Here is a 19,825-nt window from a genome sequence, read left to right on the forward strand (position 1 = left end):
AAGAAACGCCCCCCGATTGCCGGTCAAGCAGCGTGCCATCCACATCCGATGCAATCAGCTTAAACATAGAAAAGCCCCCTTTGAGCTTGATGGGATCGGATGTCTATCCGAAACCACCGCACCCAAAGGGAGCTCAAATAAGGCCCCGCAGGCATAAACGTTACAAGGACTTGGCAGACGTCCCACATGCACCAGACGGCTTGTGCCGGCAAGCCAAAGAGTGCCCCCAACGACTAGTCGTTTAAGAACGTCCCCAATGACTAGTCGGCGTAGGTGAAGGTTGTGACGTCGAACATGCCCTCGGGGCGGATGCGCAGCGTCGGGATGACCGGCAGCGGCAGGAAGATGATGCCCATGATGGGGTCGAGCGGCGGCTCAATACCCATGGCGCGGGCCTTGACCATAAAGTCGTCATGCTGCGCTGCCACGTCCTCGGCCGTACCTTCGCTCATCAGGCCACCAAGCGCCAGTGGAATGCGCGCCACGACCTCGCCGTTGCGCACCAGCACGTGACCGCCCTGGCCCACAGCCTCGACGGCAGCCATCATATCGGCGGCGTTGTCGCCCACCACGCACACGTTGTGCGAGTCGTGGCCGATCGTGGAAGCGATGGCACCACCGGTGATGGTGAAACCGCGCACCCAGCCGCGACCGATATGCTTGCCGACCAAGCCCAGACCAGCGGGACCGTCGCCGTCGACGCCCTCGGCCTGCAGCGACACGCCACGGCCGTGGCGCTCAACCAGCATAATGCGGCGCAAGTCCTCGTCAGTCTCGGGACGAATCATGCCCGTGATAGCCATGCCCGGGATTACATCGATAACGGCCTCGCCCGCCTTAAAGGCATAGTCGAACACGTCGAGCGAAAGCTTCGGCAGCTTAACGGAAGCGCGCAGCTCGTCGGCAAGGGCTGCAACCTCGGCCATCTCGGGTGCGACCTCGCCCACAAAGGAGCCATCCTGCGCCACCAGGGCACCGGCGGCATACACGCGATGCGGAGCCTTGGCAAACGTCAGGTCATCGAGCAACAGTAGGTCGGCGCGCTTGCCCGGGGCGATCGCGCCGCGAAGCTCGTGCGGGTCGCGACAACCGTGGTCCAGGCCAAATGCCTCAGCCGTAGACAGCGACGCCATAGAGATGGCGACCACCGGGTCGATGCCGGCCTCGATAGCCACACGGCAGGCGTTGTCGATCATGCCGGTCGAAAGCGCATCGGAGGGAGCGCGGTCGTCTGTCGCAAAGCAGCAGCGGCGGGCACGGGCGGAGTTTTCCAGCAGCATCGGAGACAGGTTAGCCAGGTCATGGCTGCACGTACCCTCGCGCAGCATGACATACATGCCGCGGGACAGCTTGTCGAGCGCCTCCTCGGGAATCGTCGACTCGTGATCGGCAATAATGCCCGCTGCGGCATAGGCGTTCAGGTCCTTGCCGGCAACGAGCGGAGCATGACCGTCGACCTGCTTGGACGATGTCTGGTTGGCAGCGTCAATGCGAGCACACGTCTCGGGATCGGCCATAAAGACGCCCGGCAGGTTCATCATCTCGCCCAGACCAAAGACATCACCCGGATGCTCGGCAAAAAATGCCTGCATATCGGCAGCAGTGATGACGGCACCGGCCTGCTCATCGGGCAGGGCCGGCACGCACGAGGGCATCATGTACTTGATGGAAATAGGCGCGCGACGACCGTCCTCGATCATAAAGCGCAGACCGTCCAAACCGGAAACATTTGCGATCTCGTGGCTGTCGGCAATTGCGGTGGTGGTACCGCGCGTCGCCGCCATGCGCGCATACTCGGCAGGGCGGATGTTCGAAGACTCGATATGCAAGTGTCCGTCGATAAAACCGGGGGCAAGATAGCGACCCTGGCAGTCGATGACTTCAGCCGCCTCGTAGGTGCCGGCGGCGTCATCGCGGCCGTCGTACAGCACGCCGACAATCACGCCATCCTTGACGGCAACGCTACCGGGCGCCACACGCTGGCCGTACACATCGACAATCTGCGCATTGGCAAACAGCGTGTCGACGGGCACGCGGCCCTCGGCGGCCTCGATCACAGACCTCATGACCTCAACGGACATACATACTCCTTCTACCGTAGAAAAAAGCTGCGGGGCGGACAGACCTTCACCGCAGCAAGCCAATAGCCATTGTATGCCCAAAAGGAGGGTCAACAATACTCCCCTCCGCCTAACGGTACACGCCACTTGGTGCAAAATAACCTGACCCCACTGCGCCAACGGCGGGGAGTGTCCCAAAATGCCGGCACAAAAGGAACGTCCCCAAGCGCCGCAAATGCCGAGAGTGGATAATCTCCCACTTTGAGCCCGCACACAGGCCAAAAACGGGAGATTATCCACTCTCATTCTGCGGGCACTCATTTAAGTACGTCCCCAATGAGTACTCTCATTAAACAAGGCCGCAGTCGGGAATCCCGGCTGCGGCCTTGTTGCACTTGCGAGGTTAACCCGCTCGTTAGATCAGCTTGAAGCCCTTGCGCTTGCCTACGGAGAGGGTGTCGCCCAGCTTGAGGGCGCTGGGGTCGATGTTGTAGCTCTTGGGAGCCACTGCCTCGCCGTTGATCTTCACACCGCCGCCGTCGATGTCGCGACGGGCCTGACCGGCGCTGGCCGAAAGGCCCAGATCCTTGAGCAGGCCGGCGAGGTAGATCTGGCCCTCGTCGTTGACGGTCAGCTCAACATGCTTCTCGGGGAAGTCGGCGAGCTGACCCTCCTTGAACACGCGATCGAACTCGGCCTGAGCCTCGTCACCGGCACCGGCGCCGTGGTAGGTGTCGCACAGGTCACGGCCCAGGGCACGCTTGAGCTCATAGGGGTCGGCAGAGCCATCGGCCAGGGCGGCGTCGATCTTGTCGACCTCTGCCGGGGTGAGCGAGCTTGCCAGACGGTAATACTTGCCGATCATCTCGTCGGGGATAGACATGGTCTTACCGAACATATCCTTGGGCGCGTCGGTCAGGCCAATGTAGTTGCCGTAGGACTTGGACATCTTACGCACGCCATCGGTGCCCTCGAGCAGCGGCATGGTGAGCGCGATCTGGGGCTCCATGCCCATCTTCTCCATGAGCTCACGTCCGGCAAGCAGGTTGAAGAGCTGGTCGGTGCCGCCCATCTCCACGTCGGCCTTGATCATGACCGAGTCGTACGCCTGCATCACGGGATAGAGGAACTCGTGCAGCGCGATGGGCGTCTGGGACTGGTAGCGCTTGGTAAAGTCATCGCGCTCGAGGATGCGGGCGACGGTGAACTTGGAGCACACCTGCAGCAGACCGGCCAGATCCATCGACAAGATCCAGTCACCGTTGTGCACGATGGTGGTCTTCTCGGGATCCAGGATCTTCATGGCCTGGCTCACGTAGGTCTCGGCGTTGGCCTCGATCTGCTCCTGCGAAAGCTGCGGGCGGGTGGAGTTCTTGCCCGAGGGGTCGCCGATCAGCGCGGTGCCGTTGCCGATAATGAGGGTGACGTTGTGGCCCAGGTCCTGGAACTGGCGCATCTTGCGCAGGGGCACGGCATGGCCCAGGTGCAGGTCGGGGCTGGTGGGGTCGACGCCGAGCTTGATGTTAAGGGGCTCGCCCTTCTCAAGCTTCTTACGAAGGTCGGCCTCGGGGACGATCTTCGCAGCGCCCGAGGTGATGATACGCATTTGCTCGTCAACGGACAGCATTGGGTATCCTCCTTTTGCTATAGCACCCTCACCGGATATGGCGGTGCTGGAAGTTCATAAACTCACTTATGATAACCAAATCGGCGCGATGCAGCACCTACGACAGGAAAATCCTCGTCCTACCGCACGCATCGACGGCAATGGGCAAGCGTGTGCCGTCGCGCTCGACCAAATAGCGCGCTTGCTGACGGCATGAGCAGTCACGACAATGGCTCTGCCCCTCTGCCGCATCGGTGGCGCAAGTCCCCTCGGCGGTCAGGAGGCAGTGCTCGCACACCATAAGCTCGGGACTGTCGGCATCGACGGGCCCCAAAACTCCGGGGCAAGCAGCAAGCTCGGCAATGCGCTGCGCGTTGTTGGCGACAAGCTCGGCAGGCAAAAACACGCGCCGCGCCCCAAGGCCCCGCAGCCAAGCAAGCGTGGCCCGATTCGCGCAGAACACCGGCGCCGCCACGTCAAAGCACACGCCCAGCTCCCGGGCAATCGCCACCTGCCCCAGATTGCGGCAGACGACACGCCCCGCACGGCGCATGAGCGATCGGGTCCGCACGGCATCGCCTGCGCGGCAGACCTCGTCGAGCACCACCGTCGCATCGGACAGGTCGCGCTCACCGCGCGGGTCCGCATCCATCAGCTCCCAAGCAAAGACCAAGCGGGCAGGAGCCGGCTTCGCCAGCCCCTGTGCCGGCGTGCCGCCCACCGCAGCGATGTCCCCGAGCGGCAACACCTTGACGGCGCGCTCGGCCGGTGTAGCCGCGTCCGCCTCGGCACGCATACGCTCCAGCACCGTCGCCGTCTGCTCCAGCACACCGGCACTGCGAATCAGATAGACCTCGCAGCCCACATCCACCTTGCGCTTGCAATGGACAACGATGCGCTCCCCCGCCGCGGCACCCACGGGGCAGGGCACCTGCGGCCAGCGCTTGGGCACGTCGGGACGCGCGTCGGCACCCGGGTAAAACCGGATCTCGAGCGTATCGCCCGCCGCCACGGCGGCATCAAGCTCAACCGTCACCTCTTCGTGGCCCACAGCCACCAAGTGGCCCACGCGCACGCCCTGGTTGATCGCGCGCTCAAAGCTCATGAGCTCGGCGCCCGAGCGACCCCGCAGATACGCATCGGTAAAGCCGCGGTTGAACGATCTTCCCAGCTCGCGCTCAAGCGCCGACACCGCATCGGCGTCCCACGTGCCGTCGCACAGCATATCGAGCGCCCGACGCCATACCCTCACCACGTTAAAGACGTAGTCGGGATTCTTCATGCGGCCCTCGATCTTGAGCGAAGCCACGCCAGCGACAACAAGCTCGGGCAGATGCGCAATGCCCAGATAGTCACGCGGACAAAGCAGGCGGTCGCCTTCGACGGCAACGACGCTCTTTCCCGCTTCATCCACCAAGTCATAGGACAGGCGGCACGGCTGCGTACAATCACCGCGCATCGCAGAGCGCTCGCGTCGCAGGGCAGAGAACCCGCACGCGCCCGAGTATCCAATGCAAATAGCGCCGTGGCAGAACACCTCGATGGGCACGCCAGTGGCGCAAAGTGCCTCAATCTCCGCCACGCTCAGCTCGCGCGCCGTCGTCACGCGCTCAACTCCCAGCTCTTTGGCAGCCATCCGCACGGCACCCTCACTATGAACGCCCGCTTGGGTGGACAGGTGAATCTCGACTCCCGGAATCGCCGCACGCAGCGCGCAAGCCAGCCCGGCATCGGCCACAATCAGCGCGTCGGCACCCAACGCATGCGCATGCGCCCCCAGCGCCACGGCGTCGGCAAGCTCATCATCGAACACAAACACGTTGAGCGTCACGTAGACACGCACGCCATGGGCGTGCGCCACAGCACACCCGCGCGCGAACTCTTCATCGCTAAAGCCATGCGCACTCACCCGAGCGTTAAATCCGTCCAGCCCCGCATAGACGGCATCGGCACCCGCCGCAATCGCCGCGAGCATCTGGTCGAGCCCGCCGGCAGGCGCCAGCAACTCGGGTAGCGCTATTCCCTTCGCCGCCAGCCCGCTTGAGCATTGTCCACTCGCCTCCATCGGCCGAATCGCCATCGGCAAACTCCTTACCAAGGTGTGCTTTCACTCTGAAAATTGCTGCCAACCAGCATACACGAGACCTCGCGCGCTCCGATTGGTTTATCGTGTAATAACTTATGTCCAACCTGCCCGGCAGCACACCTGACGCCCGGCACGACATACCTGGAGGTCAATATATGGGTCCTCGCCAACGACAGGGACGCGGTCGCTCCAAGACGCATGCCCTTCCCATGATCCTGCTCTCGTTTTTGGGCTTCATGCTTATCGCGGGCGTAGCGTTTGGCATCGGCATGATCGGCAACGTCAACCGTTGGCTGTCCGATCTGCCCGACTACACCGACGCCAACGCCTATCTGGTCAGCGAGCCTACCGAGATTGTTGACTGCAACGGCAACAAAATCGCCAGCTTCTACACCCAAAATCGCAAGTCCATCACCAAGGACCAGGTTTCCCCATACGTTTTACAGGGCACGGTCGATGTCGAGGACGAGCGTTTCTACGAGCATGGCGGCATCGACCTTTGGGGTATCGCGCGCGCCGCGGTGGCCACGCTCGGCGGCGGCCACGAGGGCGCGTCGACCATCACCCAGCAGCTGGTCCGCAACACCATCCTGCAGGAGGAGCAGTTCGACTCGACCATCGAGCGTAAGGTGCGCGAGGCTTATATCGCCATCAAGATGGAGGAAATGTACTCCAAAGACGAAATCCTCATGATGTACCTCAACACCATCTACTACGGCCATGGCGCCTACGGCATCGAGGCCGCTGCCGAGACCTATCTGTCCAAGAGTGCCGCCGACCTCACCCTGAGCGAGGCCGCCCTGCTGATCGGTCTTCCCAACTCCCCATCGCAGTACGACCCCACGGTCAACCCCGACCTGGCGCTCTCCCGCCGCAACAAGGTTCTGGACAATATGCTGCGCCTGGGCCATATCACGCAGGAGGAGCACGATGCCGCGCAGGCTGAGCCCATCACCCTTAATGTGACCGAGATTTCGGGCAGCGGCGTCGACGTGTATTCTCAGCCCTACTTTGTCTCCTACGTCAAGCAGCTGCTCGAGCAGGAGTTCTCCACCGACGTGCTCTTTAAGGGCGGCCTGACCGTCAAAACCACCATCGACCCCACGATGCAGCAGGTGGCCGAGGAGGCGGTGCGATCCCAGCTCGACACGATCGGACTCGATGGCCTGGATATGGGCATGGTCGTCGTTGACCCCAAGACCGGCTACATCAAGTGCATGGTTGGCGGGTACGACTACAACGCCGATGAGAATCACGTGAACCACGCCACGGCCAAGCGTCCCGTAGGCTCTACGTTTAAGGCCTTTACGCTTGCAACTGCCATCCAAAATGGCATGAACCCCAACGTCACCCTCAATTGCAACTCGCCGCTTACGGCAAAGGGCACCACGACCAAGGTGCAGAACTACGCCAACCAGAGCTACGGCAACATCACGCTCAAGCAGGCAACGGCGTATTCCTCCAACACCGGTTACATTCAGGTAGCCGAAGCCATCGGTAACAACAAGATTATCTCGCTCGTCAAAAAGCTCGGCATCGATCCTGACAAGGACAATATCGAGGACGTCCCCGTCATGACGCTCGGTACCGGTTCCATTTCACCGCTCGAAATGGCGTCTGCATACGCCACGTTTGCCAACGGCGGCTATTATCGCCAGCCCATTGCCATCACCGAGATCGACTCGCGTACCGGCTCCGTTCTGTATCAGCACACTGACAACCCAACGCAGGTCCTCTCCACCGGCGAGGCGGCAGCGGTGACCGATGTTCTGACCGGTGTTATGCAGGGTGGCGGCACCGGTGCTGCCGGCGCCCTGAGTGTCAACCAGCCCTATGCCGGCAAGACGGGCACCACCGACAACACCACCAACCTGTGGTTCTGCGGCTATACCCCGCAGCTGGCATGCGCCCTGTGGACCGGCTATTCCGCGGGCGAGATCCCCATCCAAAAGTACGGCACGGACCTGCTGGGCGACAGCACCAACCTGCCTGTCTTTAAGCGGTTTATGAACACCGTTCTGACCGGTACCGAGCGCGAGGAGTTTGCGACCGGAACGGCGCCCACCTACAAGAACAACAGCGTCTGGAAGTTCTACGGCACCAACAACACCAAGAAGTCGGAGAACGACGACAAGGACAAGGACGAAGAGGAAGAGGAAGAGGAAACCACCACAACGACTACCACGACGACCACGACCACCGAGACCACGGGCGGCGACACCACCGGCGGCACCGGTACGACCGGTGGCTCGACGGGCGGCTCCACTGGTGGTTCGACCGGCGGCGATGGCGGCACGCCTACGCCTACGCCCACTCCCGACCCCTCGCCCACGCCTGACGATACGGTCGGCTAAGAAGTACGCGACTAAAGCCAACAAGGCCCCGAGCAGCTTATTGAACTGCTCGGGGCCTTTTAGTTTGAAGCGACCTGGTGGGCGGTCTTTATACCGGCAAACAAAAAGAGGTACCGACCAACGTCGATACCCCTTACAAGCCACTATGTCAGCGCACACAATGCCGAGCGCACGAGCCGCACACCTACTTGCGAGAATTGCTCAACTTATTGATCAGCGCCTCGAGACGCTCGCCGTCCTCGGCCGTCTGGGCAATAACCAAAATCGTATCGTTGCCGGCAAGCGAGCCAAGCACATCGGGCAACTCTGCCGCATCAACGGCGGCGGCGATGCCGGAAGCCGTGCCAGGCTGAGCCTTGATCATAACCAGATTATCGGTACGCAGAACGCCCGTTACGAGCTCGGAAACCATACGCTGCAGGTGCAAATCCTCTGCCAGAACATAGATGCCCTCAGGGAGCTTACGCAGCCCCATGTCGGCAATATCGCGAGAGACAGTCGCCTGCGTGCAATCAAAGCCCATAGCACGGAGCTCATCAACCAGCACGCGCTGCGTGCGGACATCCTTATTGCGCACAATATCTCTAATGGCATCCTGGCGCCCATTGCGTTTTTTAGCCATACAAACCCTCTCTCCAAAAGATGGCGGAGACAATCAATCAGTGATTGAATAGTTTAACGCTATTTGAAGGCTTTTGTGTATAAGAACGCATTTCGAAACAATTCTATGCAAGTTTGTTTCGTAATGAGCCGTTTAGGCGGTTTTTGCGCCCGTCCGGTTAAGAAAAGCTGCCAGATGCGTACACATCACGCAGCGCGCGGGCTTAGCGCTGGCGATCGGCCCAAACAACAGGCCCAGTCCCCGATGGTTGTCCTTGAGCGCGGCGACCATCTGACGGGTTCGAGGCGCCTCGAGCATATCACGCATGCGGGCGGAACGCTCGATTGACGACACTCCATGCGGGCTCAGACACAAATTCTCGATGCAGGCGACCAGTCCGGCAAAGTAGAACTTTTGGCTTGCCAGCTTGAGCCGACCACCGCTATCTGCTTCCGAGAGTGAGTCCGTAAGCTCGTCGAGCGCCCGGGTGTCATCGGATACCTTGGCATACATGGTGGGATCAAAGGCATCTGTAAGCTTAGGCGCCGCCGCGTGGAAACAAGCGTCGCCGCATCCGGACACGCATCGTGTCTGCGAAAGCGCATAAGCCATAAACTCAACCGTACGGTACGCCTTGCCGCGCGACAGGCATGCCTCAAACAGCGGACGGCTATACATCACGCCAGAGGTCTGAGCGACTAGGCCGCCCAAAATCAACTGGAGCAGCCCAGTCACCATAGAAGACTCGTCTTCTATGGCAATAGAGGCAGCATCCAAGACGCGCGAATGGCGCTCTCGATGTGCATCATAGCGGTCGAGCGACACCGTGGGGAACGCTATGTCTGCCGCAGTATCGCACGCGATATCGACCATCTTGGAAAGGGATTGCGGAGCAAACCACTCATCGGCGTTCATGGCGATGATTTGAGAGCCGCGCGAGGCAGCAAAACCGGCACGAAGACACGCGCCGCGCGTCGCGTCCTCGACGTCAATCAAATCAATATGGATGTCCCTGTCGGCAGCAACTTGAAGCGAATGGCGCACACCGGGCGCAGTATCGCGACAGACAACGACAATCTGCAAATCGTAGAGGTCTTGGTTCTGGATACTCTCGAGCGCACGCATCGCATAGCTGGGCGAACCTTCTACCACAAGGATCACCGAAAGTCGCGGATGCGAGCCACGTCGAACCAAATTATCCGTCCTCTCGACAGCAATGAATCAAACCGTGGTTCATGGTACACCCCGGCAATAAAAGCAATGAGACACCGGTTGCATTGCACGCCAAGAACAGATGTTGCACACGCGCAGCCCACAGATGACAGGTGTCGACGCACGACACGTCGAGCACTCCCCTAGTCGAGTACGACAAGCTCGTCGGGGCCGTAATCCACACCCATAAACGTAAGGCCGCAGGCAGGCGCCGTGGGACCCGCGGCGGTACGGTCGCAGGCATCAATGACCTCGCGCATCCACTCGGGATCGCGACGATGCATGCCAATCTCCACGAGCGTTCCTACAATGGTACGCACCATCGAGTGCAAAAACGCATTGCCCTCGATGGTGAAGGTCAGGATATCCTCGCCAAAAGCGACCTCGTGGCCAAACTCGGCACGCATCACGCAGCGATGCGTGGGCTTGCCCACGGCAGATGCCACCTTGCAAAAGCTCTTAAAGTCCTGCTCGCCCAAAAGCGCAGGGCAGGCGGCCGCCATCGCATCGACGTCGAGGGGATAGCGATGCCACCACACAGCGCCGCGCGAGAGCACGGGGCGCGCATCGCGATCGGCAATACGGTACGTATACGTACGGGACCGCGCGTCAAAGCGAGCAGAAAAGCCTTTACGGGCCCTGTAGACCTCGTTTATGGCGATATCTTTGGGCAACAGGGCATCCATAGCCCTCAGCCATCTACGGCGCGTCAGAGCAAGTTCAGCGTCCGTTACGGGCACGCTAATGTACTGAGCCACCGCATGCACGCCGGCATCGGTACGCCCCGCACACGTCAGATCGATCGGGCGGCGCAGCAGCGTCTCGATAGCGCGGCGCAACTCGCCCGCAACGGTCGTCTGACCCGGCTGCTCTGCAAATCCGCTATAGGACGAGCCATCATAGGCAACACGGAATACGAGCGTGGCATCGAGCTCTGGAATCGAATTGAAATCAGACGGCGCGGTCATGGACGCTCCCAACAAACAATCAACGGTATTGCGACAAAAAAAGAGGGGTACGCGAACGTACCCCTCGAATATAGCCTATGCAGACGGATTGTCTACTCAGCGGTCTCCTCAGCAGGAGCCTCCTCGACGGCCTCGACCTTCTTGGGAGCAGCGGCCTTCTTGGGGGCCGGAGCAGCCTTCTTGGCCTTAGGCGTGCAAGGCTCGGTGACGAGCTCCATGATAACGATGGGAGCGTTGTCGCCCTTGCGGTTACCGAGCTTCATGATGCGGGTGTAACCGCCGTTGCGGTCCTGCCACATGCCCTGAGCAGCCTTGTCGAAGATCTCGGCAACGAGCTGCTTATCGCCGAGCTTGGCGATGGCCAGACGACGAGAGTGCAGGTCGCCCTTCTTGGCCCAGGTGATGATCGGATCGACGACCGAACGCAGCGCCTTAGCGCGGGTCTCGGTGGTCTTGATGCGGTCGTTCTCGAAGAGGGCCTTAGCAAGGCTCTTCTTCATGGCCTTGGTGTGGCTCGCATCGGTGCCGAGCTTCAGGCCCTTCTTAACGTTGTGACGCATGGTCTAGTTTCTCCTCAAATATGCGAAGCATTAAGCCTTCAGGCTCAGGCCCATGGACTCTAGCTTGTCCTTCACTTCCTCGATCGACTTAACACCGAAGTTACGGATGTTGAGCAGATCGTTCTCCGAGAACTCAACGAGCTGTCGGACCGAGTGAATGCTGGCGCGCTTAAGGCAGTTGTAGGAACGGACGGAAAGGTCCAGATCCTCGATCTGCTTGTCCAGCTCGGCGTTGTCGTTGGTGACCTCGGGAGCGAAGATCGAAGCCTCCTCCTCGACCTCGGGGGTCTCGGCAAGGTTCATAAAGGCAGCCATATGCTGGTTGATGATATTGGCAGCCTGGACCACGGCGTCGCGCGGAGCGATGGAGCCGTTGGTCTCGATCTCGAGGACAAGGCGGTCGTAGTCGGTGTGCTGACCGACACGGCAAGCCTCAACGAGCTTGGCGCAACGGGACACCGGCGAGTACAGCGAGTCGACGTGGATCACACCGATGGGATCGTTGTCGCGCTTGTTAGCCTCGCCAGAGACATAGCCGCGGCCATAGCCGATGCGCATGCTCATGGTGAGATGGCCGCCCTCGGTGAGCGTAGCGATGTGCTGCTCGGGGTTGACCAGCTCAAACTCGGACGGAATAAAGAAGTCCGCACCGGTGACCTCGCAGGGGCCGTCAACCGAAATGGTGGCGGTCGCCTCGTCGGTCGTGCCGAGAGCCCTGAAGACAAGACCCTTGACATTCAGGACGATGTCGGTGACATCCTCGACCATGTTAGGGATGGTCATGAACTCGTGCTGCGCGCCATCGATCTGAATAGCCTCGACGGCGGCACCCTCGAGCGAGGACAGAAGAACGCGACGAAGGGAGTTACCCAGCGTATCGCCGTAGCCACGCTCGAGCGGCTCAACGGAGACACGAGCAGACGTCTCGTTAATCTCTTCGACCTGAACCTGAGGCCTAATGAATTCTGACATGTATTACCTCCAGCCTCAGCAGCCCGGATGGACTACTTAGAGTAGAGCTCGACGATGAGCTGCTCGTTGATATCACCGCTGATCTGCTCACGCGTCGGCAGAGCGAGCACGTTACCAGACAGCTTCTCGATATCGACCTCGAGCCAGCCAGGGACCTCGAAACGCTCGGAGGAAATCAGGGCCTCCTTGATGGGGAGGAGGTCACGGAACTTCTCGCCGACAGCGACGACGTCACCGGCCTTGACGCGGTAGGACGGGATGTCCACGCGCTTGCCGTTCACGGTGAAGTGACCGTGACGGACGGACTGACGAGCCTCTTTGCGGGTGCGGGCGAAGCCAAGACGGAAGACGACGTTGTCGAGGCGAGACTCAAGGATGATCATGAGGTTCTCACCGGTGACGCCGTTCATCTTACGGGCCTTGTTGAAGTAGCCGTGGAACTGCTTCTCCAGAACGCCATAGATGAACTTGACCTTCTGCTTCTCGCGCAGCTGCATGCCGTACTCAGATTCCTTGCGACGGCGCTTGGGCTGACGGATAGATTCCTTCTTGCTGCTGTAACCGAGCTCAGCGGGATCGATCCCGAGCTGACGGCAGCGCTTAAGAACAGGAGTCCTGTCGATTGCCATATTGATACGATCCTTTCAGTTACACGCGGCGACGCTTCTTGGGGCGGCAGCCGTTGTGCGGGATGGGGGTCTTGTCCTGGATGCTCGAGACCTCGAGGCCAGCAGCCTGGAGGGAGCGGATGGCGGTCTCACGACCGGAGCCGGGGCCCTTGACGAAGACGGAAACCTTCTTCATACCGTGCTCCATGGCCTGCTTGGCAGCAGCCTCGGCAGCCATCTGGGCAGCGAACGGCGTGGACTTACGGGAGCCCTTGAAGCCCACCTGGCCAGCCGACTTCCAGGAAATGACGTTGCCCTGGGGATCGGTGATCGAAACGATCGTGTTGTTGAACGTAGAACGAATGTGAGCCTGGCCCACGGAAATGTTCTTACGGTCCGCGCGCTTCAGACGGGCAGCGCGAACGTTCTTCTTAGCAGTAGCCATCTATCTAGCGCTCCTTATTTCTTCTTCTTAGCACCGATCTGACGCTTCGGGCCCTTGCGGGTACGAGCGTTAGTGTGGGTGCGCTGGCCGCGGACCGGGAGGCCCTTGCGGTGACGAAGGCCGCGGTTGCAGCCGATGTCCATAAGGCGCTTGACGTTCTGGTTGCGCTCACGGCGGAGGTCGCCCTCAACCATGATCTGGTTCTTGTCGATATAATCGCGGATGGCGTTAACCTCATCCTCGGTGAGGTCCTTAACGCGCGTATCCACGTTAACGTTGCACTCGACGCAAATCTTCGTCGCAGTGGTGCGGCCGATGCCGTAAATGTAGGTCAGACCGATCTCAACGCGCTTCTCACGCGGGAGGTCGACACCATTAATACGGGCCAACGTAGTCTCCTCTCTTAACCCTGACGCTGCTTATGACGGGGGTTCTCGCAAATGACGAGGACCTTGCCATGGCGCCTAATGATTTTGCACTTATCGCACATCTTCTTGACCGAAGGACGTACCTTCATCGTTCTTCCTTTCGGTAGCGCTCAAACTACTTCCCTACTATCTACTCGCCCAGCCGCAGGCGTTTAAAACTATGGCTGGTCTTCACACACAATCCGACCGTAGGTTGAGCTAAGCCTGCAGTCGGAAAAGGAGTGCGTGTATGCGTGCCGCTATTTATAGCGATAGGTGATGCGGCCGCGGGTCAGGTCGTACGGGGAAAGCTCCACGACAACCCTGTCACCGGGGAGAATACGGATGTAATTCATTCGGATCTTGCCAGAAATGTTGCACAGAACCGAATGACCGTTCTCGAGCTCAACCTTAAACATGGCGTTGGGCAGCGGTTCCTTTACCGTACCCTCGAGCTCAATTGCGTCTTCCTTCTTCACAAGCAATCATCTTTCTCTAGAAAACGACAGCGATTGAGTATTCTACAATACGCGTGCACGTATCGTAATATCTTCGTAATGGCTCCACAACTAAGTGAAACTTGTTACTTTGAAATGTAAATGCCGACGAATTTGAACGCGGCCTCTACATCTCGCCTCCTTGCAAGGAGCACCAAGCGCCTTGCGCGTCGGTAGTAAGAATCACCGGGCCGTCATCGGTAATGGCGACGGTGTTCTCGTAGTGCGCGGCGGGCAGGTGGTCGTTGGTCGTGACGATCCAACCATCGGAGCCCGTGCTCACATGATTGGATCCCATCGTGACCATCGGCTCGATGGCAATGACCATACCGGCCTGGAGACGAACGCCCCTCCCCTTCTTTCCGTAGTTCGGAACGTTGGGGTCCTCGTGCATCACATGGCCAATACCGTGCCCCACATAATCGCGAAGCACGCCATAGCCGTGAGACTCGGCGAGGGACTGGACGGCATAACCAATGTCCCCAATATGGTTACCGGGAACAGCCTGCTCGATGGCAGCCTTAAGGCAATCGCGCGTAACCTCGCACAGGGCCTTGGCCTCGGGCGTGGGGGTACCGACGAAAAACGTCCAAGCGTTATCGCCGACCCAACCGTCGACAACGGCACCCGTATCGATGGAGATGATATCGCCATCGCGCAGGATCATGTCGGGATTGGGAATACCGTGCACCACGGCATCGTTGATCGATGCACAAATGGTACCGGGGAACCCGCCGTAGCCCTTAAAGGCCGGGATGCCTCCATGCATGCGGATAATCTGCTCCGCAAGCTGATCAAGCTCAAAGGTCGAAACACCAGGGCGGACCATGGCTCCAACGTGGCGGAGCGCCATCTTAGATAGCGCTCCTGCCTTCTTCATCTGCTCAATTTGCGTTGCAGACTTAATCTTGATCATAGACCGAGAGCCTCTTTGACGTCCCCGTATACGGTCTCGCGAGCCTGGTCACCGTTGACCGACTTGAGCAGACCCTGGCCACGATAGTAATCGACGAGCGGGCTCGTGGACTTCTCGTAGACGTCGAGACGGTTCTTGATGGTCTCGGGCTTGTCGTCGTCGCGCTGATACATCTCGCCGGCGCACTTGGGGCAGGTAGCATCGGCAGCGGTGCCGGTGTAACCGCAGGCGCGGCAGGTGCGACGCGAAGACAGACGGTCGATGATGACCTCGGGGGCCACGTCGACCAGAAGGGCGCAGTCGATCTCGCGACCCATGGCGGAGAGCTCGGAATCGAGCGTCACAGCCTGGGCAGTGTTGCGCGGGAAACCGTCGAGGATGAAGCCCTGCTGGGCGTCATCGGCGGCAAGGCGCTCCTTGACAAGGTCGATCACGAGCTGGTCGGGAACGAGCTCGCCGGCGTCCATGTACTTCTTAGCCTGAATACCAAGCTCGGTGCCACCCTTGACGGCAGCACGCAGCAGGTCGCCCGTGGAAATGTGAGCGACGCCAAACTCGGCGACGAGCTCCTGTGCAACGGTGCCCTTGCCGGCACCCGGAGCTCCGAGCAATACGAGGTTCATGAGCAATCCTCCTCTAGCCTATTTAAAGAATCCATCGTAATCATACATCTTGATCTGGCCTTCGAGCTTGTCGACCGTGTCGAGCACGACGCCGACCATGATGAGGATGGACGTGCCGCCAAATGCCTGGATCAGATGGTTACCCGTGAAGGAGAAGATGATCGAAGGCACGATGGCGATGAGCGCCAAAAAGACAGCGCTGGGAAGCGTGATCTTGTTGAGCGCGTTCTTGATGTAGGCCGCGGTAGCCCTACCCGGACGCACGCCCGGAATAAAGCCGCCCTGCTTCTTAAGGTTGTCGGCCGTGTCATCGGGGTTGAACACCATGGAGGTGTAGAAGTACGCGAAGAACACGATGAGGACAACATTAAGCACCCAGTTGAGCCAACCAGTTGAAAGCGCAGAGGCAACTGCCTGGATCCAGCCGATGCCGGGGAAGAACACGGCAATCTGAGCCGGGAAGTACAGCAGCGCCGAAGCGAAGATGATCGGCACGACGCCCGCGGTGTTGACCTTGATGGGCAGGTAGGTGGTCTGGCCACCCATCATGCGACGGCCAACAACGCGCTTGGCATAGGAGACCGGGATGCGGCGCTGGCCGCGCTCAAGGAAAACGATCAGCGGAATAACCAGCAGGATGATGGCGCAGATGATCACCATGGTGATGATGCCACCGGCATTGCCCTCGGTGCTGGAGAAGATAGCCTGCGGCAGACCGGCCATGATGTTCGCAAAGATGATCAGCGACATGCCATTGCCGATACCACGCTGGGTGATGAGCTCACCAATCCACATGATCAGCATGGCACCCGCGGTGAGCGTGCCGACGACCATGAGGTCGAAGATGATCTCGGGAGCGCCGGCGCCGTTGAAGCTAATGCCGAAGCTCTTAAAGAGGAAGAGGTAACCCACGGAGTTGAGGATGGCCAGAGCCAAGGTGAGGTAACGCGAATACTGCGTAATCTTGGTCTGACCGACCTCGCCCTCGCGGGCAAGCTCGTGCAGGGAAGGCACGACGGCCTGGAGCATCTGGAGGATGATCGAGCTGGTGATGTAAGGCATGATGCCCAGCGAAAACACCGACACATAGCTCAACGCGCCGCCAGAGAAAAGATTCAGGAGGGCCATAGCACCTGCGGCGACCGAATTGTTATCGGTCGAGAAAAGGCCCAGCATCCCCTGGAAGGGAATGCCGGGCACAGGAACGTGCGCACCAATGCGGTACACGACGAGCATAGCTATGGTAAAAAGAATCTTTTCGCGCAATTCTTTGATGCGGAAAGCATTCTTAAGACCATTTAGCACGGCAGCTCGACCTTTCCGCCAGCGGCCTCGATCTTGGCCTGCGCAGAAGCGCTGACCTTGTCGACCTTGACCGTGAACTTCTTGGTGAGCTCACCATTGCCGAGCACCTTGACGGGCTCGAACTCGCTCTTGGTGATGCGAGCGGCCTTAAGAGCGGCACCGTCGATCACAGCGCCGTCCTCGAACTTACGCTCGAGACGCTCAACGTTAACAGCGGTGTACTCGATACGACGGGGGTTGCGGAAGCCCGGAAGCTTGGGCAGGCGCATAGCCAGCGGAGTCTGGCCACCCTCGAAGCCGGCACCCTTGGTGCCGCCAGAGCGAGAGCCCTGGCCCTTCTGACCGCGGCCAGAAGTGGTGCCGTGACCCGAAGAATTGCCACGGCCGACGCGCTTGCGGTTCTTGGTGGAACCGGGCGCGGGAGTAAGATCGTGAAGCTGCATTTGCTACTCCTCTACAATCTCGACAAGGTGCTTGACCTTGAAGATCATGCCGCGGACGGACTCGTTGTCAGCAATCTCGCGAACCTCGCGGATCCTGTGGAGACCGAGGGCACGGACAGTACGGACCTGGTCCTGCTTGCAACCGTTGGTGCTGCGGACCTGCTTGATCTTGATGGTGTCAGCCATGCTTAGTTCTCCTTACCGACGAACATCTCGGAGACCGTCAGGCCACGGCGAGCCGCGACGTCCTCAGGGCTGGAGAGCTCCTTGAGGCCCTCGACGGCAGCCTTGATGATGTTGAGGCCGTTGTCGGTACCGAGGGACTTGGACAGGACGTTCTTGATGCCAGCAAGCTCGAAGAGGGGACGCACAGCGCCGCCGGCGATAACGCCGGTACCCTCGACAGCGGGCTTGATGATGATGCGGCCGGCACCAAAGTGGCCGAGAACCTCGTGCGGGATGGTGCCCTGCTCGGTCACCGGCACGTGGAACATGTTCTTCTTGGCATCGAGAGACGCCTTGGAGATGGCCAGGGGCACCTCAGCGGACTTGCCCATGCCAACGCCGACGTTGCCCTTGCCGTCGCCAACGACGACGAGAGCGACGAGGCTCATGCGACGACCACCCTTGACGGTCTTCGACACGCGGTTGATGTAAACGACGCGCTCCTCGAACTCGGAGGCCTCGCGCTGCTGCTTCTGATTACGAGCCATGTGCTACATACCTCCTAGAACTCGAGACCGGCGGCACGAGCACCGTCGGCGAGGGCCTTGACGCGGCCATGGTAGATACGGCCACCGCGATCGAAGGCGACCTTGGTGATGCCGGCCTCGATGGCACGCTTGCCAACGAGCTGACCGACCTTCTCCGCAGCCTCCTTGTTCGAGGTGTGGGTGCCCTTGAACTCGGCCTCGAGGGTCGAGGCAGAGACAAGCGTCAGGCTGGAGCCCTTGCTGTCGTCGATGATCTGGGCATAGATGTTGGCGTTAGTACGGGTCACGCGAAGACGCGGACGCTCGGAGGTACCCGAGACCTTGCCGCGAACACGACGCTGACGACGCTTGAGGCCTTCCAGCTTCGCCTTATGCTTGTTCATACGTAAACTCCTAAAAAGGTTGATCTTGCCAGCACCTGACGGGGTGCTGGTCTTATGCGAGTGAGTCGGTTACGACTACTTGGCGGCCTTACCCAGCTTGCGGCGGATGTGCTCGCCAACGTAGTGGATACCCTTGCCCTTGTAAGGCTCGGGAGGACGATGGCCGCGGATCTCAGCGGCGATCTGACCGACCTGCTGCTTGTTGATACCCTTGACGTTCACGTGGGTGTTGTCGGGAACCTCGAAGGTGATGCCCTCGGGAGCCTCGACGATCACGGGGTGCGAGAAGCCCAGGGAGAACTCGAGGTTCTTGCCCTTCTGCTGCACGCGGTAACCGACGCCGGCGAGCTCGAGCTTCTTCTCGAAGCCCTCGGAAACGCCAACAACCATGTTGTGGATGAGGGCGCGGGTGAGGCCGTGACGGGCACGGGTCTCACGCTCGTCGTCGGGACGGGAAACGGTGAGGACGTTGTCCTCGACGTTGATAGCGAGCTTCTCAAAGACATCGAGCTCGAGCTGGCCCTTGGGGCCCTTGACGACAACGTTGTTGCCGTTGACTGCCACTTCGACTCCGGCGGGAATCTGGACAGGCTTATTACCGATACGAGACACGGTGATCTCCTTTCCTTCTACCTACCGAGCGAATTACCAGACGTAAGCGATGATCTCGCCGCCGACGTTGTGCTTGCGAGCATCGCGGTCGGTCATGACGCCATGGCTGGTGGAAATAATGGCGGTACCAAGGCCACCGCGGACGCGGGGCATGTCGGCAACGCCGGTGTACTTACGCAGGCCCGGCTTGGAAATGCGGCGGATGCCGTTGATGACCTTAGCCTTCTTGGGACCATACTTAAGCGTGATGTGCAGAGTCTTCTGGGGAACGGTGTCCTCGACATCGTAGCCCTCGATGTAGCCCTCCTCGTGCAGAACACGAGCGATCTCGACGAGCTTCTTGCTGCTCGGCATGGAGACCGTGGCCTTGTTCACAGAGTTAGCGTTACGGATGCGCGTAAGCATATCTGCGATCGGGTCTGTAAGGTTCATACAGATTCTCCTTCGTTCTTGA

The 19,825-nt window shown here is 60.0% G+C and carries 23 protein-coding genes; 1 reads left to right on the forward strand and 22 read right to left on the reverse strand.

The window, feature by feature from the left end:
• Positions 1-260: 260 nt before the first annotated feature.
• From DWX63_RS05725 to DWX63_RS05735, 3 genes are all read right to left on the reverse strand, one after another.
• On the reverse strand, positions 261-2,081 hold the full coding sequence (locus DWX63_RS05725; protein WP_117843091.1) for an adenine deaminase: 1,821 nt from the start codon (positions 2,079-2,081) through the stop codon (positions 261-263).
• A gap of 394 nt (positions 2,082-2,475) precedes the next feature.
• Positions 2,476-3,687: a tyrosine--tRNA ligase gene (tyrS, locus tag DWX63_RS05730; protein WP_117843092.1), complete on the reverse strand. Its 1,212-nt coding sequence runs from the start codon at positions 3,685-3,687 to the stop codon at positions 2,476-2,478.
• A 97-nt stretch (positions 3,688-3,784) separates the two neighbouring features.
• Entirely contained in the window at positions 3,785-5,746 is a 1,962-nt protein-coding gene (locus DWX63_RS05735; protein ID WP_117843093.1) for a U32 family peptidase, read from the reverse strand.
• A 161-nt stretch (positions 5,747-5,907) separates the two neighbouring features.
• Here DWX63_RS05735 and DWX63_RS05740 point away from each other — a divergent pair, with 161 nt between their 5' ends.
• Entirely contained in the window at positions 5,908-8,106 is a 2,199-nt protein-coding gene (locus DWX63_RS05740; protein ID WP_117843094.1) for a transglycosylase domain-containing protein, read from the forward strand.
• 184 nt (positions 8,107-8,290) lie between these two features.
• Here DWX63_RS05740 and DWX63_RS05745 read toward each other — a convergent pair whose 3' ends face one another.
• The 19 genes from DWX63_RS05745 to rpsH form a co-directional block, all read right to left on the reverse strand.
• Positions 8,291-8,728, reverse strand: coding sequence for an arginine repressor (locus DWX63_RS05745; RefSeq protein ID WP_006235280.1), 438 nt, complete (start codon positions 8,726-8,728; stop codon positions 8,291-8,293).
• 132 nt (positions 8,729-8,860) lie between these two features.
• Entirely contained in the window at positions 8,861-9,859 is a 999-nt protein-coding gene (locus DWX63_RS05750) for a glycosyltransferase (RefSeq protein ID WP_147336062.1), read from the reverse strand.
• A gap of 203 nt (positions 9,860-10,062) precedes the next feature.
• Positions 10,063-10,887, reverse strand: a complete 825-nt coding sequence (gene truA, locus DWX63_RS05755; protein WP_117843096.1) for a tRNA pseudouridine(38-40) synthase TruA — start codon at positions 10,885-10,887, stop codon at positions 10,063-10,065.
• Between the two features lie 92 nt (positions 10,888-10,979).
• Entirely contained in the window at positions 10,980-11,447 is a 468-nt protein-coding gene (rplQ, locus tag DWX63_RS05760) for a 50S ribosomal protein L17 (protein ID WP_006235277.1), read from the reverse strand.
• A gap of 30 nt (positions 11,448-11,477) precedes the next feature.
• On the reverse strand, positions 11,478-12,419 hold the full coding sequence (locus tag DWX63_RS05765) for a DNA-directed RNA polymerase subunit alpha (RefSeq protein ID WP_006235276.1): 942 nt from the start codon (positions 12,417-12,419) through the stop codon (positions 11,478-11,480).
• A 32-nt stretch (positions 12,420-12,451) separates the two neighbouring features.
• Positions 12,452-13,048 (reverse strand): 30S ribosomal protein S4, encoded by a 597-nt coding sequence (gene rpsD, locus DWX63_RS05770; RefSeq protein WP_006235275.1) that lies wholly within the window; start codon positions 13,046-13,048, stop codon positions 12,452-12,454.
• Between the two features lie 19 nt (positions 13,049-13,067).
• Complete coding sequence (gene rpsK / locus DWX63_RS05775; protein WP_006235274.1) at positions 13,068-13,472, reverse strand: 30S ribosomal protein S11; 405 nt, start codon at positions 13,470-13,472, stop codon at positions 13,068-13,070.
• 14 nt (positions 13,473-13,486) lie between these two features.
• Entirely contained in the window at positions 13,487-13,861 is a 375-nt protein-coding gene (rpsM, locus tag DWX63_RS05780) for a 30S ribosomal protein S13 (protein ID WP_022094275.1), read from the reverse strand.
• Between the two features lie 14 nt (positions 13,862-13,875).
• Positions 13,876-13,989: a 50S ribosomal protein L36 gene (gene rpmJ / locus DWX63_RS05785; protein WP_006363204.1), complete on the reverse strand. Its 114-nt coding sequence runs from the start codon at positions 13,987-13,989 to the stop codon at positions 13,876-13,878.
• A 150-nt stretch (positions 13,990-14,139) separates the two neighbouring features.
• The gene (infA, locus tag DWX63_RS05790) at positions 14,140-14,358 is read right to left on the reverse strand and encodes a translation initiation factor IF-1 (RefSeq protein ID WP_035137443.1); all 219 of its coding nucleotides are present in this window, start codon (positions 14,356-14,358) and stop codon (positions 14,140-14,142) included.
• 145 nt (positions 14,359-14,503) lie between these two features.
• On the reverse strand, positions 14,504-15,292 hold the full coding sequence (map, locus tag DWX63_RS05795; protein WP_117843097.1) for a type I methionyl aminopeptidase: 789 nt from the start codon (positions 15,290-15,292) through the stop codon (positions 14,504-14,506).
• Complete coding sequence (locus tag DWX63_RS05800) at positions 15,289-15,915, reverse strand: adenylate kinase (RefSeq protein ID WP_055252238.1); 627 nt, start codon at positions 15,913-15,915, stop codon at positions 15,289-15,291. Before DWX63_RS05800 ends, map begins: the two co-directional genes overlap by 4 nt.
• Positions 15,916-15,933: 18 nt before the next feature.
• Entirely contained in the window at positions 15,934-17,220 is a 1,287-nt protein-coding gene (secY, locus tag DWX63_RS05805; RefSeq protein ID WP_089573561.1) for a preprotein translocase subunit SecY, read from the reverse strand.
• Positions 17,214-17,663 (reverse strand): 50S ribosomal protein L15, encoded by a 450-nt coding sequence (rplO, locus tag DWX63_RS05810; RefSeq protein WP_006235267.1) that lies wholly within the window; start codon positions 17,661-17,663, stop codon positions 17,214-17,216. The genes secY and rplO overlap by 7 nt, the downstream gene beginning before the upstream one ends.
• A gap of 3 nt (positions 17,664-17,666) precedes the next feature.
• Complete coding sequence (gene rpmD / locus DWX63_RS05815) at positions 17,667-17,849, reverse strand: 50S ribosomal protein L30 (RefSeq protein WP_006235266.1); 183 nt, start codon at positions 17,847-17,849, stop codon at positions 17,667-17,669.
• Positions 17,850-17,851: 2 nt separating this feature from the next.
• On the reverse strand, positions 17,852-18,376 hold the full coding sequence (gene rpsE, locus DWX63_RS05820) for a 30S ribosomal protein S5 (protein ID WP_055252236.1): 525 nt from the start codon (positions 18,374-18,376) through the stop codon (positions 17,852-17,854).
• Between the two features lie 14 nt (positions 18,377-18,390).
• Positions 18,391-18,759, reverse strand: a complete 369-nt coding sequence (gene rplR, locus DWX63_RS05825; protein ID WP_006235264.1) for a 50S ribosomal protein L18 — start codon at positions 18,757-18,759, stop codon at positions 18,391-18,393.
• 75 nt (positions 18,760-18,834) lie between these two features.
• Positions 18,835-19,371 (reverse strand): 50S ribosomal protein L6, encoded by a 537-nt coding sequence (rplF, locus tag DWX63_RS05830; RefSeq protein WP_006235263.1) that lies wholly within the window; start codon positions 19,369-19,371, stop codon positions 18,835-18,837.
• A gap of 33 nt (positions 19,372-19,404) precedes the next feature.
• Entirely contained in the window at positions 19,405-19,803 is a 399-nt protein-coding gene (gene rpsH, locus DWX63_RS05835) for a 30S ribosomal protein S8 (protein WP_006235262.1), read from the reverse strand.
• Positions 19,804-19,825: the final 22 nt, after the last annotated feature.

Source organism: Collinsella sp. AF20-14LB, assembly GCF_003459505.1.
In the GTDB taxonomy this organism is placed as follows: Bacteria; Actinomycetota; Coriobacteriia; order Coriobacteriales; family Coriobacteriaceae; genus Collinsella.